This window comes from Mesorhizobium sp. M0106 (assembly GCF_040322715.1).
In the GTDB taxonomy this organism is placed as follows: domain Bacteria; phylum Pseudomonadota; class Alphaproteobacteria; order Rhizobiales; family Rhizobiaceae; genus Mesorhizobium.
On the sequence record NZ_JAMYUA010000016.1, the window covers coordinates 19,872 to 43,557 of the forward strand.

At 62.2% G+C, this 23,686-nt stretch carries 19 protein-coding genes and 1 tRNA gene; 14 read left to right on the forward strand and 6 right to left on the reverse strand.

The genetic code is table 11. The annotated features are described in order from the left end of the window. Positions 1-19 precede the first annotated feature (19 nt). The gene (locus NKJ55_RS17175) at positions 20-409 is read right to left on the reverse strand and encodes an ANTAR domain-containing protein (RefSeq protein WP_245274728.1); all 390 of its coding nucleotides are present in this window, start codon (positions 407-409) and stop codon (positions 20-22) included. 432 nt (positions 410-841) lie between these two features. Here NKJ55_RS17175 and NKJ55_RS17180 point away from each other — a divergent pair, with 432 nt between their 5' ends. Further along, positions 842-1,303 carry a RidA family protein gene (locus NKJ55_RS17180; protein WP_352450928.1) on the forward strand — a complete coding sequence of 154 codons (462 nt, stop codon included), beginning with the start codon at positions 842-844 and terminating at the stop codon, positions 1,301-1,303. A gap of 53 nt (positions 1,304-1,356) precedes the next feature. Here NKJ55_RS17180 and NKJ55_RS17185 read toward each other — a convergent pair whose 3' ends face one another. Continuing rightward, the gene (locus NKJ55_RS17185) at positions 1,357-1,611 is read right to left on the reverse strand and encodes an SMc00767 family acetate metabolism repressor (RefSeq protein ID WP_023677446.1); all 255 of its coding nucleotides are present in this window, start codon (positions 1,609-1,611) and stop codon (positions 1,357-1,359) included. A 78-nt stretch (positions 1,612-1,689) separates the two neighbouring features. After that, on the reverse strand, positions 1,690-2,979 hold the full coding sequence (aceA, locus tag NKJ55_RS17190; RefSeq protein ID WP_352450929.1) for an isocitrate lyase: 1,290 nt from the start codon (positions 2,977-2,979) through the stop codon (positions 1,690-1,692). 238 nt (positions 2,980-3,217) lie between these two features. Between aceA and NKJ55_RS17195 the strand changes: the two genes are divergently transcribed. The 7 genes from NKJ55_RS17195 to NKJ55_RS17225 all read left to right on the forward strand — a co-directional run bounded on the left by NKJ55_RS17195 (position 3,218) and on the right by NKJ55_RS17225 (position 11,303). Next, on the forward strand, positions 3,218-4,669 hold the full coding sequence (locus NKJ55_RS17195) for a helix-turn-helix domain-containing protein (protein WP_352450930.1): 1,452 nt from the start codon (positions 3,218-3,220) through the stop codon (positions 4,667-4,669). Positions 4,670-4,811: 142 nt separating this feature from the next. Continuing rightward, positions 4,812-5,711, forward strand: a complete 900-nt coding sequence (locus NKJ55_RS17200) for a DUF2167 domain-containing protein (RefSeq protein ID WP_352450931.1) — start codon at positions 4,812-4,814, stop codon at positions 5,709-5,711. A gap of 182 nt (positions 5,712-5,893) precedes the next feature. Next, entirely contained in the window at positions 5,894-6,874 is a 981-nt protein-coding gene (locus tag NKJ55_RS17205) for a DMT family transporter (RefSeq protein ID WP_352450932.1), read from the forward strand. Positions 6,875-7,199: 325 nt separating this feature from the next. Beyond that, entirely contained in the window at positions 7,200-8,297 is a 1,098-nt protein-coding gene (locus NKJ55_RS17210; RefSeq protein WP_352450933.1) for a polyamine ABC transporter substrate-binding protein, read from the forward strand. A 73-nt stretch (positions 8,298-8,370) separates the two neighbouring features. Continuing rightward, the gene (locus tag NKJ55_RS17215) at positions 8,371-9,510 is read left to right on the forward strand and encodes an ABC transporter ATP-binding protein (protein ID WP_352450934.1); all 1,140 of its coding nucleotides are present in this window, start codon (positions 8,371-8,373) and stop codon (positions 9,508-9,510) included. Between the two features lie 9 nt (positions 9,511-9,519). Then, positions 9,520-10,488 (forward strand): ABC transporter permease subunit, encoded by a 969-nt coding sequence (locus NKJ55_RS17220; protein WP_352450936.1) that lies wholly within the window; start codon positions 9,520-9,522, stop codon positions 10,486-10,488. Then, positions 10,485-11,303 carry an ABC transporter permease gene (locus tag NKJ55_RS17225; RefSeq protein ID WP_023677454.1) on the forward strand — a complete coding sequence of 273 codons (819 nt, stop codon included), beginning with the start codon at positions 10,485-10,487 and terminating at the stop codon, positions 11,301-11,303. The genes NKJ55_RS17220 and NKJ55_RS17225 overlap by 4 nt, the downstream gene beginning before the upstream one ends. A 12-nt stretch (positions 11,304-11,315) precedes the next feature. On the opposite strand, the gene NKJ55_RS17230 is transcribed toward NKJ55_RS17225, so the two are convergent. Next, a complete protein-coding gene (locus NKJ55_RS17230; RefSeq protein WP_352450937.1) occupies positions 11,316-13,166 on the reverse strand; it encodes an AsmA family protein in 1,851 nt (616 codons plus the stop codon). A 283-nt stretch (positions 13,167-13,449) separates the two neighbouring features. On the opposite strand from NKJ55_RS17230, the gene NKJ55_RS17235 reads away from it, so the two are divergent. Next, positions 13,450-15,408, forward strand: coding sequence for an acetoacetate--CoA ligase (locus NKJ55_RS17235; protein ID WP_352450938.1), 1,959 nt, complete (start codon positions 13,450-13,452; stop codon positions 15,406-15,408). 284 nt (positions 15,409-15,692) lie between these two features. Here the strand turns inward: NKJ55_RS17235 and NKJ55_RS17240 are convergent, their stop codons facing one another. Next, positions 15,693-19,424, reverse strand: coding sequence for a PAS domain S-box protein (locus NKJ55_RS17240; protein WP_352450939.1), 3,732 nt, complete (start codon positions 19,422-19,424; stop codon positions 15,693-15,695). Positions 19,425-19,677: 253 nt separating this feature from the next. Here NKJ55_RS17240 and NKJ55_RS17245 point away from each other — a divergent pair, with 253 nt between their 5' ends. Next, positions 19,678-20,136 (forward strand): phasin, encoded by a 459-nt coding sequence (locus NKJ55_RS17245; protein ID WP_352450940.1) that lies wholly within the window; start codon positions 19,678-19,680, stop codon positions 20,134-20,136. A 339-nt stretch (positions 20,137-20,475) separates the two neighbouring features. Then, positions 20,476-20,552, forward strand: a tRNA-His gene (locus NKJ55_RS17250). Positions 20,553-20,612: 60 nt separating this feature from the next. Here NKJ55_RS17250 and NKJ55_RS17255 read toward each other — a convergent pair. Beyond that, positions 20,613-21,521, reverse strand: coding sequence for a LysR family transcriptional regulator (locus NKJ55_RS17255; RefSeq protein ID WP_352450941.1), 909 nt, complete (start codon positions 21,519-21,521; stop codon positions 20,613-20,615). 137 nt (positions 21,522-21,658) lie between these two features. Here NKJ55_RS17255 and NKJ55_RS17260 point away from each other — a divergent pair, with 137 nt between their 5' ends. The 3 genes from NKJ55_RS17260 to NKJ55_RS17270 all read left to right on the forward strand — a co-directional run bounded on the left by NKJ55_RS17260 (position 21,659) and on the right by NKJ55_RS17270 (position 23,577). Continuing rightward, positions 21,659-22,411, forward strand: a complete 753-nt coding sequence (locus NKJ55_RS17260; protein ID WP_352450942.1) for an SDR family NAD(P)-dependent oxidoreductase — start codon at positions 21,659-21,661, stop codon at positions 22,409-22,411. A 93-nt stretch (positions 22,412-22,504) separates the two neighbouring features. Further along, a complete protein-coding gene (locus tag NKJ55_RS17265; protein ID WP_352450943.1) occupies positions 22,505-23,233 on the forward strand; it encodes an SDR family oxidoreductase in 729 nt (242 codons plus the stop codon). Continuing rightward, positions 23,233-23,577: an Atu4866 domain-containing protein gene (locus NKJ55_RS17270; protein WP_352450944.1), complete on the forward strand. Its 345-nt coding sequence runs from the start codon at positions 23,233-23,235 to the stop codon at positions 23,575-23,577. The genes NKJ55_RS17265 and NKJ55_RS17270 overlap by 1 nt, the downstream gene beginning before the upstream one ends. Positions 23,578-23,686: the final 109 nt, after the last annotated feature.

Below are 23,686 nucleotides of genomic sequence, written 5' to 3' on the forward strand. Positions count from 1 at the left end.
CGAGGCATCACGGTAGGCGTCAATTGCGGCTAATTGCGATCAGCCGGTCGATCACCGGCTGCAGCCGTTCGGTGGTGATCGGCTTGACGACCACTGCATCGATGACGCTGGACAGGCCCAGGCTCTCCGGCGTGCCGGTCTTGACTGAAAGCAGGATCACCGACGGAAGCGATCTGCCTGACGCCCTTCGCAGTGCATCGATACCCGACAGCAAGGCGTCGCAGTCCCCATTCTCCGCACCGCCGTCGAGAACGACAGTCCCGGGAATCAGCGCGTGCAAGGCCTTTGCCGCGGTTTCGGGAGTTTCCGAGATCGGTTTGAGGCCGGACCGCTCCACGATTTTTGAAACCACGACGCGGTTGATCGGTGATTTTCCGACCACCAGCACCCGCGAGAAATCCGGGAGCATCCGCGTCTCCATGTCCCGGCTGACGAAAGGCAGCTGTTTTGCAGTCTCGATATCGCGATTCGCTGGGCACATGGCGGGGCAGGCCGTTGTTCAATGTTTCAATGCAGGGTTGAAACTCGAGAGGTAATTGGCGTGAGATAACTGCTCATGTCAAGCTCAAATGGCGTATCAGGAGAATATCGCAAGAAACATTAAAATTAAAATTAAGTGCTTTTCTTTGCCGTCGCCCGAAGAAGAAGCTGCCACCACAACCGGGCAGGCTCAGCTAAGTTTGGCTGTGCAGCGCGAACGCACCAACTACGCAGCCGTAGCCGGGTTGACGTAAGGTTGGACGAAGGCGAGTCAGGCCTGTCGCGAGCTTGTCGGATCGCCTCGCCGGACTACCCTTTCCTCGTCGGCTAAGCACGTCTCTTTGATCGACGGGAGATGACAATGGAACTCGTGACTCACAAGAAATTCAAAAATGGCCGGTTGATGCCATGGGGAAAGGGTACGGTCGTTACCGGCGCAAAGGGGTCTGTCTACCTTTCCGGAAACACCGCGACCGCCGAGGACTACGATCCGATCGGCAAAAGCGGCGGCGGCGCCGTTGGCGATGCGGCCGCGCAGTGGCGCGCAATTCTCACCAACATCAAATCAGATCTGGAAGAGCTTGGCAGTGCGCTCGACCATCTCATCAGGCTGACCTTCTTTGTTAAGGGGCCATTTCCCGATGGCGGCGTGCTGAGCTCTCCCAATTTTCGCCTGGATGTCCTGGACGAATTCTTTGCCGTGCACTGCCCGAAGCACTGCAGCTACAACAACCCGCCGCCCTCGGAAGTTATTGGCGTTGCAGCGCTTGCGCAGCCTGATCTTGTCATTGAAATCGTTGCATTAGCGGCTCTGCCGGATTAGGCAAAGCCGCGGCGTGCAAGGTGCGATAGCATGCGCTCAAAAGAGGCGCGGTGCTATCGAGTTTGTCTGTCGTGGCTACGCTGCGTGACGATGACCGGGATCAGCAGATCTCCCCAGTTGCCGTCGCCGCCATGGTGTCGTGCCGAGCGCACCAGCTCGACCGAGACGCCGGCCTCGACCGCCTTCATCACCGACTGATTGAGCCTGTGCAGATCGTTCGCCAGCATTCGGATGGTTGCCTGCTGGTCGACATTCATGCTGGTGGCCTGCTCTTCGGCCCGTTCCTTGACGCGGCTTATCGAAGCCATTGGTCTTCTCCCTGTGTTGCCATGCCTGTTGTGTTGCCATGCCCGTTTGGGCGTTTCCTCAGTCTGTCTGCTGCCCTGCTATTCCGCCGCCGGCCTGAACTGGGCGTGCTCGGTCGATCCATGCATGGCCGTGGTCGAAGACTGGCCACCGGTGATCGCCATTGAGACGGCGTCGAAATAGCCGGTGCCGACCTCGCGCTGGTGCTTGGTGGCGGTGTAGCCATTGGCTTCCGCGGCGAATTCCGCCTCCTGCAGTTCCGAATAGGCTGCCATCTGCCGCTCCTTGTAGCCGCGGGCGAGCTCGAACATGCCGAAATTGAGCTGGTGGAAACCGGCCAGCGTAATGAACTGGAACTTGTAACCCATGGCGCCGAGTTCCTTCTGGAATTTCGCAATCGTCGCGTCATCGAGATTCTTCTTCCAGTTGAAAGACGGCGAGCAATTATAGGCAAGCAGCTTGCCTGGATGATGCTTGCGCACGCCCTCGGCAAACGTCCTGGCCTGCGCCAGATCGGGCCTGGAGGTCTCACACCAGATCAGGTCCGCATAGGGCGCATAGGCGACGGCGCGGGCGATACAGGGCTCGATGCCGTTGCTGACATGGTAGAAGCCCTCCGCGGTGCGGCCGGCGCCATAATCGACGAAGGGCCGGTCGCGTTCGTCGATGTCGGAGGTCAAGAGCTTTGCCGCTTCAGCGTCGGTGCGCGCCACGACCAGCGTCGGCGTGCCCATGACGTCGGCGGCAAGCCGCGCCGCGTTGAGGTTACGGATGTGTGCGGCGGTCGGGATCAGTACCTTGCCGCCGAGATGGCCGCATTTCTTCTCCGAAGCCAGCTGGTCCTCGTAATGGACGCCGGCCGCACCCGCCTCGATGAACGCCTTCATGATCTCGAAGGCGTTGAGCGGCCCGCCGAAGCCGGCTTCCGCGTCGGCGACGATCGGCGCGAACCAGGTGTCGACCGACAGCCCGTTGCCTTCCGAAGTCTCGATCTGGTCGGCGCGCTGTAAGGTGCGGTTTATGCGCTTGACCAGTTCGGGCGCGGCATTTGCGGGATAAATCGACTGGTCCGGGTACATGGCAGAAGCGGTGTTGGCATCGGCGGCGACCTGCCATCCTGACAGATAGATCGCTTTCAGCCCGGCCCGCACCTGCTGCATCGCCTGGTTGCCCGACATGGCACCCAGCGCGTTGACGAAATCCTCTTCATGGATGAGCTGCCACAGCCGGTTTGCCCCCATTTCGGCGAGGCTCTGCCGGATCTGCACCGAGCCGCGCAGCCGCTTCACGTCGTCCGGCGAATAGGGCCTTTCGATGCCATCAAAGCGGCCTTGCGGCGCCGACGGGACGAGGTTGTAAAAGTCGGTCATTGATCACTCCAGGCGGTTTTGATGCCGGTTTAGGAAGGCGTCGCAGAGGGAAAATATGTGCGCCATATGTGTGACACCATTTACACGTCGGCACGACGCAAGCGAGGTAAACCTCCTGATCAGTCATAAAATAAGGGAAAACCTGTGTTGTGTTTGACTGATGAGAGCTGTAAATCTGTCATGATTGTAAAGACAGCCATGCCATCGGCGGATGTAAATTTCTGTCAAGGAAACTCGATTGGCCGACCACAAAATCTTTGCCGGGCCGCGCATTCGTCGCATCCGCAACGCCAAGGGGCTGACCCAGACGGCGATGGCCGAAGGGCTCGGCATCTCGCCGTCCTATCTCAATCTCATCGAGCGCAACCAGCGGCCGCTGACGGTGCAACTGATCCTGAGGCTGGCATCCGTCTACAAGGTCGACCCACATGAATTGCAGGGCGAGGCGAGGGGGTCGGTCGCCGATTTGAAGGAAGTGTTTTCAGATCCGTTGCTGGCCGGCGAACTGCCGGGCGACCAGGAACTCATCGAGCTTTCCGAGGCGGCGCCAAACGCTTCCGCCGCTGTCATAAAGCTGTTTCGCGCCTATCGCGAGCAGGCCGAGCGATTGTCGGATATCAACGAGCTGCTCGCGCGTGAGGGCAAGGCCACCGCCCTCTCCGGTGCCAGGCTGCCGATCGACGAGGTGCATGAGATTTTCGAACGCCGGCCGAACCATTTTGCCGCGCTCGAAGAGGAAGCCGAGGCATTCACGTCGGTGCTCGATCCCGGCGACGATCTGTTCAGTGCGTTGAAGGCTTGGCTGCGGCGTGAATTCGGCATCGTCGTCAAGGTACTGCCGGTCGCCACCATGCCCCACTGGCGGCGTCGCTATGACCGTCACTCGCAGCGCCTGTTCCTGTCCGAGCGGCTGTCGCCATTCGATCAACTGCGCGAGGTGGCGATGGAGGCCTGCCTGATCCGCATGAGCGTCGCTGTAGCTGCCGAGATCCAGGTGCTGAAGCTGACCACGGACGAAGCCCGCCGGCTGGCACGTTTCGAGTTCGGCCGCTATGCCGCGCACGCTCTGATGATGCCTTATCAACCTTTTCGCGCCGCTGCGGTCCGTGCCCGCTATGACATCGACATGTTGCGGTCGCGCTTCGGCGTCTCTTTCGAGCAGGCGGCGAACCGGCTGACCACGCTGCAGCGGCCGGATGCGTCGGGTGTGCCGTTCTTCATGCTCGAGGTCGACAGTGCCGGCAATCGGTTCCGCAAGGCGGGCAGCCACGGCTTTCCGCAAAGCCGCTTCGGCGGCGGCTGCCCGAAGCTGCCGGTCCATGCCGCCTTCGCCCAGCCCGGCCAGATCCTGGTCGAGGCAGTGGAAATGCCCGACGGTGCGGCGTTCCTCTGCATGGCCCGCACGCTCGAAGGGCCGCAGGGCTCGTTTGCCGAGCGCCCGCGGCGCACGGCGCTGTTGCTCGGCTGCGACATCGGTTTTCGCGACGAGGTCGTCTATGGAGCGGCATTGCCGGGGCCGGCCGCCATCGGCAAGACCGGACAGAGCGCCGCTGCGCTGGCGACGCCGGTCGGCCCTGCCTGCCGGCTGTGCGAACGCATCGGCTGCCTCGCCCGCGCCGAGCCACCCGTTACACGCCCGCTCGGCCTCGACGAAATGGTGACTGGACTGTCGGCATTCGATTTCCAGTGAGGCCGTGTCAGAGAAGATCATGCGCGGTTTCACGGCAGGAAAATAACAAGCTGTCCCTTGGGACATTGATCGTCGAAGTATTGATTCAGCATCGGCCGTGAGATATCAAAAGACGAATTGGGCGACGATCGGGGGATCAGGGATGGGCAGGACGTTTTTTTGGCTTGGCTTGGTGCTTGCCTCTTCGATCTGCCCCGCATTTGCGGAAAAGTCCGCGGACTTCTTCAAATCCTATCAACAGTATAATGACGCCGGCAAAGCGTTCCTGGACAAGATCGATCCGAAGACTGGCGCGATAGACCTTGCCGAAGGCGTGCACCTGGACCTCAAGGACAAATTCTATTTTCTGAACAAGAAAGATACCGCCGCCGTCCTGACGGAGGCCTGGGGCAATCCACCCGAAGCCGCTTCCGAAGCGCTCGGCATGATCTTTCCAGTCAGCAATGACCCCATTGCCGAGAACAATTGGGGAATAGAGCTGCGCTGGGAAAAGATCGGTTACGTCGACGACAGCGACGCCGCGTCCATCGATTACAATGAACTGCTGCGCAACATGCAGTCAGACACTCTGTCCGGCAACGATCAGAGGGTAAAGGATGGCTATGCGCCCATTACGCTGATCGGCTGGGCGTCGCCGCCGGTTTATGACGCGGCCCACAAGCGCCTGCACTGGGCCAAGGAGCTGCAATTTGGCAACGATGCCGCACATACGCTCAACTACGACGTCCGTTTCCTTGGCAGGGAGGGCGTCTTCGTGATGAGCTATATCGCTACGGTGGAACAATTGCCGGAGATAAGGCAAAGCCTGGATGAGGTGCTTGGCCTCGCGGACTTCAATACCGGCAAGACATACGCCGATTTCGTGCCGGGCGTCGATACGGTTGCGGCGATTGGCGTCGGTGGCCTGATTGCCGGCAAGCTGGCGGCGAAAGCAGGTTTTCTGGTCGTGGCGCTGATCGCGCTGAAAAAGTTTGGCCTGCTCCTGCTGATTCCGCTGGCCGGTCTCTGGCGTTTTATCCGCGGCAACAAGAGCACCTCGTAACGCATCATCGACAAGTCGCCTCGGATCATCGCCGGGCGAGGGGCGAGGCGCCCTCATCAGTGCGCCAAACGGAACATCGAACTGGATCACGCCCGGCCTTCTGCTTTGCGTTACGCGAATTAGGCACGTCTCTGTCGTCCATTGCACATCGTGCTGCTCCGAATTCGCCGACAGTCGTACCCATGACCGATACCGCATCATCTCCGGTTGCCGCTTCGCCGATCGTGTCGCCGCAAGGGGAACGCGTCGGCTTCCTGCTGGTATTCCTGTCGGCGTTGATGTGGAGCTTCGGCGGCAGCATTGCGCGCTTCATCGACAACGCCGACAGCTGGACGGTGGTGTTCTGGCGCTCGGTCTGGGCCGCCGCCTTCCTGCTCTGCTTCATGGTCTGGCGCGACGGCTGGCGTGGCACGCTGAAGCTGTTTCGCGGCATGGGCCTGGCCGGCCTTGCGGTCGCGTTCTGCTTCGCCACGGCGTCGACCTCTTTCGTCGTGGCGCTTGCCTATACCACCGTCGCCAACATCCTGTTGATGCAGGCCGGCGTGCCGCTTCTGGCGGCGCTGTTTGCCTGGGCGCTGTTTCGCGAACGGGTGGCGGTGGCGACCTGGGTGGCGATCACCGCCGTTATTGTCGGCGTCGCCATCATGGTGTCGGAATCGCTCGATGGCGCGGTGTCGCCAATCGGCGACGGGCTGGCGCTGCTCATCGCTGTCATGTTCTCGATCGCCACCGTCATCACGCGCCGCTTTGCCCATGTGCGCATGACGCCTGCGACCTGCCTCGGCACGATGCTGGCGGCCGCCTTTGCGGCATCGCAGGCGTCGGCGCTGGGCGTCTCCAGCCATGATATGGGCTTCCTCTTTGCCTTTGGCGTGATCAATCTGGGACTCGGTCTCGCCTTCTTCGCCACCGGAGCCCGGCTTGTTCCGGCCGCCGTCGCCGCGCTGCTCGGCACGTTCGAACCGATCCTTGGCCCGATCTGGGTCTGGCTCATCCATTCCGAGGTGCCGTCGGCGCGCACCATCGTCGGCGGTGCGGTCGTGGTCACCGCGCTGCTCGTCCATATCGGGCTCGAGTTCAAGCGTCAGACGAGGCCCGCGCGAGCGGGCGTCACCGGTGTGCCGTCACCTAATTGGTGCAGTGCGCGCGTCAAAGCGAGATGAGCCATTGACAACGTCGCAGCCGCGCGGGCAGGCTGCGATCACGGCAACAACAAGACAGGCGTATCTTGCCAAGTCTCCATGCCGGCCGCATCGAGGCCGGACAATATCGTCGTCTCCCTGCCCGCGCCGTAGCGAAAGCTTCCGACGGCGTCGGAACACCACCAACGCCACGCCAGGTCTTCGCTGTCGGCTCGCCGCCGAACGATAATGGCGCCGGCAATTCGCGCTTGTCGCCTGCCTGCAAGCCCAATACCCTGCAGCAAATGCCCAGCCGCGCGGACGCCGCGACGAGCTGGCGACGGAACACTCATCAAAGGAGAATAGCATGACCCGCAAAGCGCTCTGGCTTTCGGCGACTTCGGCGTTTCTGGCAGTTTTCACCTTGGGCGCGCATGCCGAGGATCGCGTCGTCAATGTCTTCAACTGGTCGGACTATATCGACAGTTCGATCATCGACGACTTCACCAAGGAAACCGGCATCAAGGTCGTCTACGACACTTTCGATTCCAACGAGATCCTGGAAACGAAACTGCTCGCCGGCGGCAGCGGCTACGATGTCGTCGTGCCCAGCGGCAATTTCCTTGCACGCCAGATCCAGGCGGGTGTGTTCCAGAAGCTCGACAGGTCGAAACTGCCGAACATTTCAAATATGTGGGACACGGTCATGGAACGGACCGCCAAATATGATCCCGGCAACGAATATTCGATCAACTACATGTGGGGTACGGTCGGCATCGGCTACAACATCAAGAAGGTGCAGGCAGCGCTCGGCACCGACAAGATCGACAGCTGGGACGTGTTCTTCAATCCCGAAAGCCTGGCCAAATTGAAGGACTGCGGCGTCTATGTGCTGGATTCGCCGGCCGACATCATACCGGCGGCACTGAAATATCTGGGCCTCGATCCGAACAGCACGTCGCCCGATGAGATTGCCAAGGCCGAAGACACTTTGCTGAAGGTCCGGCCCTATATCCGCAAGTTCCACTCGTCCGAATACATCAACGCCCTCGCCAATGGCGACATCTGCCTGGCGGTCGGCTGGTCGGGTGACGTCTTCCAGGCCCGCAACCGCGCCGACGAAGCCAAGCAGGGCGTCGAGATCGGCTACTCCGTGCCGAAGGAAGGTGCCCAGATGTGGTTCGACCAGATGGCGATCCCGGCCGATGCGCCGCATGTCGCCGAAGCGCATGAGTTCCTGAACTACATGATGAAGCCCGAAGTGATCGCCAAATCGTCGAACTATGTGCTCTATGCCAACGGCAACAAGGCTTCGCAGCAGTTCATCGACAAGGCGATCCTGGAAGATCCGGCGATCTATCCGGATGCAGCCACCTTGCAGAAGCTCTACACCGTATCGCCTTACGATCCCAAGACCCAGCGCATCATCACCCGCACCTGGACCAAGATCGTCACCGGCCAATAGCAATCTGACCAGGCCCCGGCAGCCGTTGCCGGGGCCGCTTTCTCATGGGGCAAGCAGCAGGACGGAGTGGGACATGAAATCGCTTGGCAGCATCCGCAGGGATTTTGCGCCATGGAACGATCCGAACGCCAAGCCATACATCCAGTTCGACAACGTTACCAAGAAATTCGGTGAGTTCACAGCGGTCAACAACCTGTCGCTGACCATTTTCGAACGCGAATTCTTTGCCCTGCTCGGGGCCTCAGGCTGCGGGAAATCGACACTGCTCAGGATGCTTGCCGGCTTCGAGGAGCCGACCGCCGGCCGCATCCTGCTCGACGGCCAGGATCTGCGCGGCATTCCGCCCTACCGGCGGCCGGTCAACATGATGTTCCAGTCCTACGCCTTGTTTCCGCACATGACGGTCGAGAACAACATCGCCTTCGGCCTCAAGCAGGAAGGCATGGCCAAGGCCGACATCGACAAGCGCGTCGCCGAGATGCTGAAGCTGGTCAAGCTCGAGCAGTTCGCCAAGCGCAAACCGCACCAATTGTCGGGTGGCCAGCGCCAGCGCGTCGCGCTCGCGCGCTCGGTGGCCAAGCGGCCGAAAGTCCTGCTGCTCGACGAGCCGCTTGGTGCGCTGGACAAGAAGCTGCGCGAGGAAACCCAGTTCGAGCTGATGGACCTGCAGCAGAACCTCGGCCTCACCTTCGTCGTCGTCACCCATGATCAGGAAGAGGCGATGACGATGGCCGACCGCATCGCCATCATCGACAAGGGCGAGGTGATGCAGGTGGCGACGCCGGCCGAGGTCTACGAGGCGCCGGGTTCCCGCTTCGTCGCCGGCTTCGTCGGCAATGTGAATATGTTCGACGGCAAGATCGCGGCTGGCGAGGCCGGCAGCGCGAGCATCGATGCCGGCAACGGCATCACCATCCGGACCGAAAATGCCGGCAGTGCCGCGGCCGGGACATCCGTCACCTTCGCCATCAGGCCGGAGAAGATCAAGGTGTCCTCCATAAAACCGGCCGGTGCCGTCAACGCCATCGAGGGCGAGGTCTACGACATAGCCTATCTCGGCGACATGACCGTCTATCACGTCAGGCTGGACGACGGTCAGGTGGTGCGGGCGAGCACCATGAACGCGGCACGCCTCACCGAGGACCCATTGACCTGGAACGACCGCGCCTGGGTTTCTTTCCGCCCCGACGCCGGCGTCGTCCTGACACGGTAGAGACTGATCATGTCCGCTGTCACCGCCGCAACAAGCTCTCCGGCAAGCGCTGCCGGCAAATCCGCCTTGGTCAGGCTGGGAGCGGCGTTCGTTAGCCGGCTCGTCATCATCATCCCCTACCTCTGGCTGCTGTTCTTCTTTCTCGTCCCTTTCATCATTGTCTTCAAGATTTCGCTGTCGCAGACGGCGATCGCCATGCCTCCCTACACGCCGGTGCTCGATTTCCGCGGCGGCATTTCCGGGGTTATCGCGTGGTTTGGCACCCTCAATTTCGACAACTACATCTTGCTGACGCAGGATGCGCTCTACTTCAACGCCTATGTGACGAGCGTCATCGTCGCCGCCATTTCGACCGTCCTGACATTGTTGATCGGCTATCCCATAGCCTATGGCATGGCGCGCGCTCCGGCGACGATCCGCCCGACCTTGCTGATGCTGGTGATCCTGCCGTTCTGGACCTCGTTCCTGATCCGCGTCTATGCCTGGATCGGCATTCTCAAGCCCGAGGGCCTGCTCAATGAGCTGCTGCTCGCCACCGGCATCATCAGCCATCGGCTGATCATCCTCAACACCTACACGGCGATCTTCATCGGCATCGTCTACTCCTATCTGCCGTTCATGGTGCTGCCGCTCTATTCGGCCTTGGAGAAGATGGACAATTCGCTGATCGAGGCCGCCAAGGATCTCGGCTGTCCGCCGACCAGCGCCTTCTGGAAGATCACCTTCCCGCTGTCGCTGCCCGGCGTCATCGCCGGCTGCCTTCTGGTGTTCATTCCCGCCGTCGGCGAGTTCGTCATTCCCGATCTGCTCGGCGGCTCGCAGACGCTGATGATCGGCAGGACGCTATGGAACGAGTTCTTCGGCAACCGCGACTGGCCGGTGTCGTCCGCCGTCGCCGTCATCTTGCTGCTGCTGCTGATCGTGCCGATCATGCTCTTCCAGCGAGCCCAGGCGCGCACCCAGGAGCAGGACCAATGAACGCGACCTGGAGCCGCTTCAACATCATTTCGATCGTGCTCGGCTTTGCCTTTCTTTACCTGCCGATCGTCCTGCTCGTTGTGTTCTCTTTCAACGAATCGAAGCTGGTCACCGTCTGGGGTGGCTTCTCGACGAAATGGTACGTGTCGCTGTTCCACAACCGGGGTCTGATGGACGCCACCTGGGTGACGGCCCGCGTCGGCGTCATCTCGGCAAGCGTGGCAACCGTGCTCGGCACGCTGGCGGCGCTCACCTTGACACGCTACACGCGCTTTCGCGGCCGGCTTCTGTTTTCCGGCATGGTGTTTGCGCCGCTGGTCATGCCGGAAGTCATCACCGGCCTGTCGCTGCTGCTGCTCTTCGTCGCCGTCGGCCTCGACCGCGGCTTTCTGACGGTGACGCTTGCCCACACCACGCTGACCATGTGCTTCGTTGCGGTGGTGGTTCAGTCGCGCCTGATCACTTTCGATCGTTCGCTGGAAGAGGCCGCGATGGACCTCGGTGCGCCACCGGTGAAGACCTTCTTCCAGATCACGCTGCCGGTCATCATGCCGGCTATCGTCTCCGGCTGGATGCTGGCCTTCACGCTGTCGCTCGATGATTTGGTTATTGCCAGCTTCACCTCGGGACCCGGCGCCACGACGCTGCCGATGAAGATCTACAGCCAGGTCCGCCTTGGCGTGACGCCGGAAATCAACGCAGCCTGCACGATCTTGATCGCGGTCGTCGCAGTTGGTGTGATCATCGCTTCGCTCGCAAACAAACGCCGCGAGGTGCAGCGCCAGCGCGACGAGCAGGCCGCGCAGCGCGGTTGAAGCTGCTGCTGCTTACTCTCCCGAAACGCCGCGGCTTATCGGCGAGATGAACGGCGTGCTCCACGTTCCGCCGACGAAGAAGGACGACTGATTGGGTCCCTGGCCGTTCGTCTGCGTGGCAGCCTGGCTCGGCTGGACGATGCCGCCGGACAGCGCCAGCCCGCGTCCGGCATAGGATGCGATGCCGGAAAGCCAGATCTTGTATTGCGCGGAATTCACCTCGGCCTTGTCGATGCGCGCCACGCCGTTCGAAATGCTTGCCTTGAGCTCGGCCCCGTCGATCGGCAGCGTTCCGTCCGAGACGTCGTCCAGCGCGAAGAATCCGCCCTGTTCGGTGTGCTTGAGGAACGCCGGCAGGTTAAGCCGGCTCAGCGCACCCGCGCCGAACGTCGCGGACAGCGAGCCATTGGCGTTTTCGAAAATCGAGTCCCAGGTTCTGCCAGGCCCCTTGAGGATGACCGAAACGGTTCCAGTGCCGATCGGCACCAGCCGCGTCATCCCGGCCGCGGTGCCGAAAGCGCCGCCGTCGATATCGGAAGCAAGCAGCCGGATCTCGACTTCCGTGCCGGCGGGCTTGCGGTCGAAACGGACGCTGCTCTGGACGTTGCCGCCAAAGGCGGATGCATCCGAGATGTCGAAGACGGCAAGGCCGTTCTTGACCTGGGCGGTGGCGGCGACGTCGGCAAGCTGGATGGCGCCGGCGGTGGCATGCGCCGCCGACAGCCTGAGATCGAGATTGATCCGGTCGGCGAAGCTCGTGTCGATTTCGCCCGGGCCGGTGCCGCCGGCGGATGGCACCGGCGTAAAGGCGGAGAGAAATGATCTGAGGTCGAGCGTATCGAAGGCAAGTGTGCCGGAGATCACCGGCAGTGCCTCACCATAGGTGAAGTCCAGCGCACCCATTCCCGGGTTGTTGTCGAGGGTCAGGGCCGTGTTTTCAAATTTGACGCGCCCGGCCGTCGCCGTGATCTTGCTTGAAACCGAGATCGAGCCGATTGCGGCACCGGGCGCGATGCCGGCCTGCGACCATTCGAGCACGCGTCGGAGCGAAGGTGCGGCGAATTTCGCCTGGCCGTCGAAATAGCCGTTCTCCGACATGCTGGCGCGGCCGTCGAACGAAAAATTGGCCGGTGCCGCCTTGAAGGAAAATGTGGCCGGTGCTGTGCCGCCACCAAACAGCACGAGCGGGTTCGGCGATGCGGCGTCGATGGCAACACTTTCGCCGCGCCATATCCCGGTCGCCGACAGCGTCGCATTGCTGTTCATCGCGGCCCAGTTCGCCTGGCCGCTCAGGCTGCTCAATATCTCCTGGTCCTTGCCGCCGATGGCAGCCACTACGCGCCCGTCCCTGAACTCGACTGTGCCGAACGGATCTGTCGGCAGCTTGCCGAGATCCGGCTTGGCGGGATTTGTGTTGATCACCGCGCGGGCAGCATCGATCGAACGCGTAATGCGCCCGCCACTAGGAATCGCAGGCAGGAAAAACCCGCTTGCGGTACGCTGGACCCGGATCGTCGGTCGTACCAGCCGCGCCGTCGAAAACACCACATCGCCACGCAGCGCCGCCATCGCTGAGAGGTCGACCTCGACCCGTTCGGCCTCGACCACGGGCGGCGCATCCGTCTCTGTCCATTGCGACAGCGTCACGTCGCTCAGGATCGCCCGGAAATTCGGCCAGACCTCGATACGCGGCGCGCCGTCGATGGTGACCCGGAAACCGCTCCACGCGCTCATTTCCCACGCGATACGGTCGCGTACGATGCGGGTCGAGGCGATCAACGGCAAGGCTGCGACAACCAGCGCGATGACGATGACGGCTGCGCCGATCGCCCATATTCCGCGTCGGATCAAAGGTGATGGCATATCGCCCCGTATGCTTCCATTCCGACAAAATCGCCCGACGGGTGTAACCGACGGCTGACGCATTTCAAGTCTTTATGGCCCGGCGATGGCATTTGCGCACACCCTGACCGGCGCGGTCCAACAAAATCTTGCTCTGCTGCATCGCGATATGCATAAGCGATGCCAATGCATGTCGCCCAAAAGTGCGCAGCGGTTTTGGGATAAACGACATGCATAAAGACAAAAGTTTAAAGCGCGTCGCGTGAATCTCTTCAAACGTGACGTGCTTTAAGGAGAAACAATGATGGCTGACGGCGCACCGCTCTGGATCCCGACGCAAGAGCAGATCGACGCGGCGCCGATGACCGCCTTCATGAACGCCGCGGCGAACATGGCCGGCAAGGTTTTCTCCTCCTATGCCGACCTGCATCGCTGGTCGATCGATGATCGCGAGGGCTTCTGGAGCCTGGTCTGGGACTTTTGTGGCATCATCGGCGACAAGGGCGAACGCGTGCTGGTCGATGGCGACAAGATGCCCGGCGCGACCTTCTTCCCTGATGCGAAGCTGAACTTCGCCGAGAATCTCCTCAAGAAAACCGGGCTTGGCGATGCAATCGTCTTTCGCGGCGAGGACAAGGTCGAGCGGCGGCTGTCCTGGAACGAGCTGCATGCGCTGACCTCGCGGCTGCAGCAGCTTTTCCTGTCGCTCAAGGTGAAGAAGGGCGACCGCATCGCCGCGATGATGCCAAACATGCCGGAGACGGTTGCTGCAATGCTGGCGGCCGCCTCGATCGGCGCGGTCTGGTCGTCCTGCTCCCCAGATTTCGGCGAGCAGGGGGTTCTCGACCGGTTCGGCCAGATCGAGCCTGTCGTGTTCATCGCGCCGGACGGCTACTGGTACAATGGCAAGGCAATCGAAGTCGCCGACAAGGTCGCGGCCGTGGCGGGCAAGCTCGCCACCGTCCGCAAGGTCCTCATTGTCGACTATCTCGGCACCTCGCTCGACGTCGCCGCGACCATCGGCAAGGCGGCCGCGCTGGAAGAGGCGCTGTCACCCTTTGCCGCAAGGCCTGTCGCCTACGAAAGGCTGCCGTTTTCGCATCCGCTGTACATCCTGTTTTCATCGGGCACGACCGGCATTCCCAAATGCATTGTCCATTCGGCCGGCGGAACGCTGATCCAGCACGTCAAGGAAGAACGGCTGCATGCCGGCCTGCTCGACGGCGACCGCTTCTTCTACTTCACCACCTGCGGCTGGATGATGTGGAACTGGCTGGTGTCGGGCCTGGCATCGGGCGCCACCTTGCTGCTCTACGACGGCTCGCCGTTCTACCCGGACGGCAATGCGCTGTTCGACTTCGCCGATGCCGAAAAGATGACCTATTTCGGCACCTCGGCCAAATTCATCGATTCCGTGCGCAAGGCCGGCCTGAAGCCGATCCGCACGCATGATCTTTCCAGCGTGCGCACCATCTCATCGACCGGCTCGCCGCTATCGCCGGAAGATTTCCGCTTCGTCTATGAAGGCATCAAGAAGGACGTGCATCTGGCTTCGATTTCCGGCGGCACCGATATCGTCTCCTGCTTCGTGCTCGGCGTGCCGATCGAACCGGTATGGACCGGCGAGATCCAAGGGCCCGGGCTCGGCCTTGCCGTCGATGTCTGGGCCGATGACGGCCGCCCGCTCCGCCAGGAGAAGGGCGAGCTCGTCTGCACCAAGGCGTTTCCGGCAATGCCGATCGGCTTCTGGAACGACCCTAACGGCAGGAAATACAAAGCCGCCTATTTCGAACGTTTCGACGATGTCTGGTGCCACGGCGATTTCGCCGAATGGACCGTCCATGGCGGCCTGATCATCCATGGCCGTTCCGACGCCACGCTCAATCCGGGCGGTGTCAGGATCGGCACGGCGGAGATCTACAATCAGGTCGAGCAGATGCCGGAAATCCTCGAAGCGCTGTGCATCGGCCAGGATTTCGACAATGACGTGCGTGTCGTGCTGTTCGTGCGGCTGGCGGCCGGCGTTGAGCTCGATGCCGAGCTGGAAAAACGCATCCGCGCGAAAATCCGCACCGGGGCGAGCCCGCGCCACGTGCCGGCCAAGATCGTCGCCGTCAGCGATATTCCGCGAACCAAATCGGGCAAGATCACCGAGCTCGCGGTACGCGACATGGTGCACGGCCGCGCCATCAAGAACAAGGAAGCGCTCGCCAATCCCGAAGCGCTCGAGCTGTTCCGCAACCTGCCGCAGCTTGCCGACTGACCACGGGATCCAAGGTGGGAGCCGTTTTGAGGTCTCAGGTATCGTTAACAAATTATCTCTTCGGAATTTACCTAGATTTCATGAGTGGTACACATTGGTAAATTTTCCGGCGTGCCGGTAAGGATTTGTTAAGGCCCCGGCATCAATAGTCGTGCGTAACTTGAGGGAGAAATCCCGTTCCTCTTAGCCCCGAGAGGATCTGATTCGCTCAAGCCCCGTTGTGACAGCAATTCCAATTTCTCAAGGCGTCCTGTTGGACGCCTTTTTTCTTTGCGCAACCATAGCTAACCGGCGAGCACGCGGGTCGAGGGAAAGGCGACTTCGACCAGGGTTCCCTCGCCGGGCGTCGAGTTGATGGTGAACCGGGCCCGGTTCGCTTCGACCATCGCCTTGGTCAGCGGCAGCCCAAGACCCGTGCCGTCGCCACGGCCGCGCTTCAGCGCATTGATCTGCTTGAACGGCTTCAGCGCCTGCTCTATCTCGGACTGGCTCATGCCGATGCCGGTATCGCGCACGCGCATGACGACATCGCCGGAGATCTCGTAGGCCGTCGACACGATCACCTGGCCGCCGGCCTGCGTGTAGCGGACGGCGTTCGATAGGATGTTGAGCGCGATCTGCCGCACGCTGCGCAGATCGGCCACCACTTCCGGCAGCCGCGAGGCGAAGCTGGAGCGGATGATGACGCGTTCCCGGTTGGCTTGCGGCTGCATCATCGCCACGGTTTCGGCAAGCGTGTCGTTAAGCGACACCGCCTCATAGGCCATCTCCTGCTGGCCGGCCTCGATTTTCGAAATGTCGAGCAGGTCGTTGACCAGATCGAGCACGTGGTTGCCCGAACGGTTGATGTCGCGCAGATAGTCGCGATAGCGGTCATTGGCCACCGGCCCGAATTTCTCGTCGACCATCAGCTCGGAAAAGCCGATTATGGCGTTGAGCGGCGTGCGGATCTCGTGGCTGATGCGGGCCAGAAAATCGGTCTTCTGCGACGAGGCGCGTTCGGCGACCGCGCGCGCCTGGGTCAAGTCCTCTTCGGCCCGCTTCCACTGGGTGATATCGCGCACCACCGCGCAGAAGCCGCTGTCGTTGGGCAGCCTGCCGATGGTCATGAACAGCGGAATGAAACGCCCCTGCGCCTCGCGCCCGATCACCTCGCGGCCATCGTTCATCACGCTTGCAACGCCGGGCTCCGACAACCCCTCGAGATAGTCACGCGCCGCGCGCTGGCTTTCGATCGCAAACAGCGAGACGAACGGTTTGCCGGTCACCTCGTCGCTGTCGAAGCCGAACAGCGCTTCCGCCGGACGGCTAATTGAACGGATCGTTCCGTTACGGCCGATCAGCACGACGCCGTCGGTGGCGGTGTCGATGATGGTGCGCATTTCGGCAATGCGTGCCTTGAGCTCGGAAACATCCGGCTGCGTTTGGTCTTCGGCGGCGCCATGCGGAATGGCTGCTGCTTCGTCGTCGCCGGAACGACGTACGACCAGCATCAGCGCCTTGCCGTTTCCCCAGGGTACGGAGCGTAAAATCGCATCGATCGGAAACTCCTGACCTTCGCGCGTCTTCAGCCGCAGAGCGCGGTCGCCGCCGTCCGAACTGCCGTCGTCGGCATAAGGGTCGGCAAACAGCGCGCCGAGCCCGCCGGCCTCGTCCAGGGCATTGAGCGTCGCATAGCTGGTCAAGCCGAGGAATTCGTCGTTCGCGTAGTGCAGTTGATCGCCGGAATGGATAAGCACCGGTACTGGCAGCTTGCCGAGGATCGAGGTATCCGGCCCCTTGTTGTCCTCTCCGGCAAACGCCGACGGCACGAAGCCGTCGAGTTTGAGCGGTGGTGCCTGCGGCCGCTCGATGGGCGGCACCTGGCCGGCAGCGTCGGCTGCGGCTGCGCTGTCCTCGGACCAATCCTCGCTGTCCTCGGCGTCACGGAAATCTTCGGCCGTCATGCTGTCGTCGTCGCCATCCCGCGGCGCTTCGGCGACGATCGTTCGACGGTTCGTGCTGGGCTCAATGCCTTCCTGCGCTTCGTCGCTGGGTTCGCGGTCGGCATAGTCGAGCAGCGATCCGGAAACAGGGCGTGTGACGGGTTCGCCGGCTTGCGCCTCTGCTACCGCCTCATCCGGCTGCTCGCCGTCGAGCCGGGCAAGGTCCTTCTGGTCCTCGGCATCGGCCTCTGGCGGTTCGGCGGCAGCCGCCTCGCTTTCCGGACCTTGTGCCGGCATCTCACCCTTGTCCGCCAGCCCGGCTTCTTTCAGCTTTGGCTCGTCGGCCCTGCCGGCTGCCTCGACTTTCTCAACCGGCTTCTGCTTTCCGGCGCCGGGCTGTTCTTCGGCCGGGGTGCTGTCCTTCTTGAGACGCTCGCCAATCTCGCGAAACGCGCTGCGTTCCAGCGTCGACAGGCCCTTGTCGTTGGCCGGCTGCCGGTGCTCGGCCAGCCGGATCACCTTGTCGGCAAAGCGCCGCTCGGGTTTTGGCACGATGGTCAATGCCGGCACTTCGCCCCTGAACGGATCGGCGGGTTTAGGTGTCTCGGGGAGAGGTTCGACGGCTTTCGGCCCGATGGTCGCGGCAGGTTTCTCCTCGGCGACAAGGGCCATGCCGACGGCATCCGGATCGGCCACCGCATCGCCGCTCCTGGCCACGCCGAAACCGCGAAAACCTTCGAAAACGCGGCTGCGGCTGTAAACCGGGAGCGCCGCCAGATCGACGGGTATCTTCAGATCGGTGCCGGCGACCGGCCACAGCACGGAGCGGCCGGACCAGGTGTCGCGCCGTTCGAGCAGACCGGCAATCTCGCCAGAAGCATCGAGGCCATAGGCGGCCGAAACATCCTCGAAGCGACGGCCGATCACGTCGGCTGCAGGCTTGCCGACGAGCTCGGCAAATTCCGGCGACAGGGCGCTGAACCGGCCCTCCGCGTCGGTACGCCAGACGAAACGCATGGGCGCGGCGGTGCGATCGATCGCCGAAGCGCGGTGTTCGGCCGGCGAGGCGGCTTTGGTGGCTTTTGCGGCGCTTTCCGGCGAAGTATCCGGGCTGGCTGGGGTCTCGACTTCGCCGGACACAGCTGCCCCGGGCGGGACCTGCGCGTCGTCGCCGGCATTGAAGTACCAATGGTCATGCTGCGTCGGCGTTTCGCCAACCGTGTGTTGATCGTCGGCCGCGTCGGCAGGTTCGTGCTCCGCCGATGCCGAGGTGCCTTCCATCGCTGCAAGGTCGATCTTCGCCGCGCCGGTGCTGGCGATTGGCTGCTCGTTGTCCTGGTCCGTTGGCTGGGGAAGATCGCCATCGCTCGGTGCCGCTGCCGCCTCGGTTTCCCCGCCGGCGCGCTCGCCATCGGGGGCCTCGCCGTCAAGCCGGTCCTCGTCGATCACCACCAGCAGGTGCCGCTCTTCCGTCAGCCGGGCAAGGCCCGCGGGATAGGAGCTGGACCCACCCGGAACCAGGCGCTTGACGATGCGGTCGCTCTCGTTCGCCACGTCGGCGACAAGTGCGGCCAGCGTCTCAGGCCGGATGCCGAGCGCCGAAAAGCCGTCCGATGCGGCGTCGATATTGCCCTTGGCATCGACAAAGGCGATGTAGTGGCCGTCTTCCGTAAAGCCACCGATGGCGCGGTCGGCGATCTCGGCCGCGCTGCGCGAGCCGGTCTGCGCCGCCGGCAAGGCCAGCATGATGGTTTCCTCGCCATCGGGCATGGTCACTGCGCTGGCCAGGAAGCCGACCGCGCGGCTGGTCAGGCCGGTCGCCAGCCGGACCGTGATGGCACGGTCGCGGCCGATCTGCGGAAAACCGCTGGTTGCCATGATCTGGCGCCGGGCGATCAGCGGCAACCCTGCCGAGGCGCCGATGATAGCGCCGATGTCCGGATAGCCGAATACCGCCGCGCCGGGCCCGTTGGCCCAGATCACCTGCTCGAGATCTGCCGACAGAATGGCGATCGCGTCGCCTGCGGCGAAGCGCAGGCGGACGGCGTCGAGCACGGCGACGTCGAGGAAGGAGTAGTTTTCAGCCGGCATGCGCTTGGCGACCCTCACAGAGCGGGCAATTTGCGGTTAACGCTTTGTTAATAAAAGCCGACGGCGCGAAGGTCCACAAGTCATAGCGTGCAACCAGCGGAATCTCTAGGCGCGTGGTTAACGCCGCGAACCAAATATTTTATGGTGCGATGCAACAAACATGTTGCAATGCACAAAATTTGCCTTTATATTGCCATGATAGATGAACGAGACGGCATTTTGTCAAAGCCGCTGCCGCTGAAAAGGATGGAAAATGTCCAGGACCAAGACCGCTGAAACGATCGAAAACGTTGAGTTCCCGAGCTTTGACGCTTCGAAGGCCACCGACCAGATCCGTGCCTTCGCCGAAAAGGGCGTTGAGCAGTCGAAAGAGGCCTATGCCAAGCTGAAGACCGGCGCCGAGGAGACCCAGAAGGCTCTGGAGTCGACCTACGAGACCGCCAAGACCGTTTCCAGCGACCTGTCGCTCAAGACCATTGCCGCCCTGCGCGCCAATGCCGAAGCCGGCTTCGCGCATTTCGAAGCCCTGATCGGCGCCAAGTCGCTGTCGGAAGTCGTCGAGTTGCAGACCGCTTTCCTGCGCAAGCGCGTCGAAATGACCGTCGAGCAGGCTAAGGACTTCCAGGCGGTTGCTGCCAAGGCGGCCGAGGACGTATCCAAGCCGATCAAGACCGCCTTCGAGAAGGCCGTGAAAGAAATCAAGATCGCCTAATATTTGCGCACAGTTTGACGATGCATCAAAAGGTCGCATTTCGTCAGACAAATAGATGTGCGATATAGTGGTTTAAGTGAATACCCGGCGGGTGGAACCTCCTCCCTCTGCTCACCGGGATGACCAGCCAGCACCTCCTCCCGCTGGCTCGTAACAGGAAAAGGCCGGCACCTCCTCCCGCCGGCCTTTTCTTTTGTCCGGCGGAAAATGACTCGATGCCGGAGCGAGCTTTTGCCTTGCCAAAAGCCTTGAATTAAACTCCGATAGCCCGTATGGACGCATCGCCGAACGACAGAGCGGGTCCCGAACGTTTCATCTCGATCCCGCTCAGGCAAACGTGCCGTTGTAGCTCAGATGGTTAGAGCGCCGGATTGTGGATCCGGAGGTCGCTGGTTCGATCCCAGCCAACGGTACCATTCAGCTTTCAGCCAGGCTTCTGACCAATAGCGCAAGCGATCTCTACGATCCGGTTGCGGTTACCTGCGATCCCGCGCCTGGCGCGTGGCGCGCAGGTGGTCCACGAGGGCCCTCAGCTTCGGCGCGATATTCCGTCTGCTGGGGAAATAAAGATAGAAACCCGCAAACGGCGGAAAATAGCCGTCGAGGATTGGCACGAGCTCGCCGCGGTCGAGCCAGGGGCGGAATGTATCGGCCATGCCGAACGTGATCCCGGCGCCCGCAACGGCCAGCCGGATCATCAGCCACATGTCGTTGGTAGTGATCTCGGGCGCAACCGCCACGTCGAACTCGCGCCCGTCCTCGCCGAACTCCCACCGATAGGGCGAAACTCCCGGCGCCGGCCGCCAGCCGATACAGCGATGAGCCACAAGCTCGCGCGGATGGGCGGGTGCTCCGAACTTTTCGAGATAGCGCGGGGCGCAGACGGCCACCTGCCGCTGATCGCCCGATACCGGCACGGCAATCATGTCCTGCTCGATCACTTCGCCGAGCCTCACTCCCGCATCATAGCCTTCGGCAACGATGTCGAATTCCTCGTCGGTGACCACAATATCCAGATGCACCTCGGGAAACCTTTCTGCAAAGGACGCCAGCAACGGTCCTGACAGAAAGGCCTCTGCGATCGACGAAACCGCGATCCGCAGGCGGCCGCGCGGGCGGTCCAGCAACTCCGTGGTGGCTTCGATTGCCGCGTTCACGTCGGCGATCGCCGGTGCGACGCTCGCCAGCAGGCGCTCGCCCGCTTCGGTCAGGTTGACGCTGCGTGTCGTGCGCTGCAGCAATGCGATGCCAAGGCGCTGTTCAAGCCTGAGGATGCTCTGGCTGACCGCCGAGCGCGTCACGCCCAGCCGGCCTGCCGCAGCACGAAAATTGCGTTCCTCGGCCACCGCGACGAAGACGGCAATTGCATTGAGATCGATATCCATTGGTTAGTCAAACTTACCATCGAGGTTAACGGCGGGCGGGTTATCGCGACAATGCCACGGCTCTATCTCTGTCGCAATGGCAAGAAGGCTTGATCCTCCAGATCCAAGCCGAAGCCGGCTGACCAAGGAGATATCCCATGACATCACTCCCTTCCTCCTGGGACCTGGATGGAAAAGTCGCCCTCGTGACCGGCGCGGCACGCGGCATCGGCCGCTGCGCGGCGGAACTGCTGCGGGCGCGCGGCGCCCGGATCGTGGCAAGCGATCTCAGCGACGCCGTACGCGAATTGGAAGCCGAGGATGTGGCAACGCTGGTCGGCGATGTCGCCGACGAGCACCTGGCCAGACGCTCGGTCGAACTCGCCGCGAAGCGCTTCGGACGGCTGGACATCGTCGTGAACAATGCCGGTCGCACGCTCAACAAACGACTGACTGAGACCTCGGTCGACGACTATGACCGCATTCTGCAGATCAACGCGCGCGGCAGCTTCGTCACTGCCCGTGCCGCAGTGGAACTGATGGCCGCCGGCGGTGGCGGCGCGATCGTCAATGTCTCGTCGATCTCGGCCGTCGCGGCCTTCGAGACGCAGGCGGCCTATGCCTCCTCCAAGGCGGCTGTCGCACAGCTGACCAAGGTGATCGCGATCGAATACGGGCGCATGGGCATTCGCTGCAACGCCGTTGCCCCTGGCGTGATCGAAACCGACATCATGGAAGGCGTGGTGGAGAATGGCCGGGAGATGCTGCGCAGCTTCGGCGGCGCGCATCCAATCGGCCGGATCGGCCAGCCGCAAGAAGTTGCCGAGGCCATCGCCTTTCTTGCCTCGCCGGCATCCAGTTTCATCACCGGGGCCTTGCTTCTGGTCGATGGCGGCTACACCGCCCAGTGAGCCCCCCAAATAGGGCCGGCGCGCCGCGGGAGCTCACCCGCACCCAATCCCTTCACATCGTGAAAATAATCACAGACCAAAAGGATCATCTCGATGACCATGAACAGAGTTGTTCTGATCACCGGTGCCTCCAGCGGCATCGGCGCTGGCATTGCCCGCGAGCTTGGCGCGGCAGGTGCGAAGCTGATGCTCGGCGCACGCCGCACCGACCGCCTTGAAGCGCTTGCGGCCGAAATCGAGGCAGCTGGTGGAACGGTTCGCGTGCGAGCGCTCGACGTCACCAGGAGGGCGGATGTCGCAGCATTCGCCGACGCAGCCCGGGCCGAATGGGGCCAGGTCGATGTCATCGTCAACAATGCGGGCGTCATGCCGCTGTCGGCCATGGCAGCCATGAAGGTCGACGAGTGGGAGCTGATGGTGGACGTCAACATCAAGGGTGTTCTGTACGGCGTCGCGGCGGTTCTGCCCGAGATGACGGCACGCGGCTCCGGTCACATCATCAATATCGGTTCCATTGGCGCACTGGCCGTCTCGCCCACGGCTGCCGTCTATTGCGCAACGAAATACGCTGTCCGCGCGATTTCCGATGGGCTCCGCCAGGAGAGTGACGATATCCGCGTAACCTGCATTCATCCTGGCGTGGTGGAAAGCGAGCTGGCGAACACGATCTCCGACGAAGCCGCTGCCGCCGCCATGAAAAGCTGGCGTGCTATTGCCCTGCAACCCGATGCCATCGCCAGGGCAGTGCGCTATGCAATCGAACAGCCCGACGATGTCGACGTCAACGAGATAGTCGTGCGTCCGACGAAGGCGGCGCATTGATGCGATCCACTTTGGCCGCAGTGCTTACGGGTATTGCCGTTGCTGTAGCTCCAACCGGCCTGACCCTTCCTGCAACTCCAATCCTTGCGGAGGAACCAATGACGCACCAAGCTCATCCCTATGTCGGAATGTGGGTCACCGAGGATCGCCATATCAGGCACGAACTCCTGCCGAACGGCCGTTATGACGAAGCGCGCGGTGACCGCGAAGGCGCCTACCGGGGACGCTATGAAGTGCACGGCAACCACATAGAATACTGGGACGATACGGGCTTCACCGCGGATGGTGAGTTCGTCGAAGGCGTCCTCTATCATGCCGGCATGATCCTTTACCGCCAGCGGTAGAGAGCCACCCTGAGACAAGCACTTCAGGGTTTCCACAAGACGCTATTGCATGCCTTGCATGAGGCGCTCGGCAGCTTGCACGGCAAGGCCCGTCACACCACATATCTCC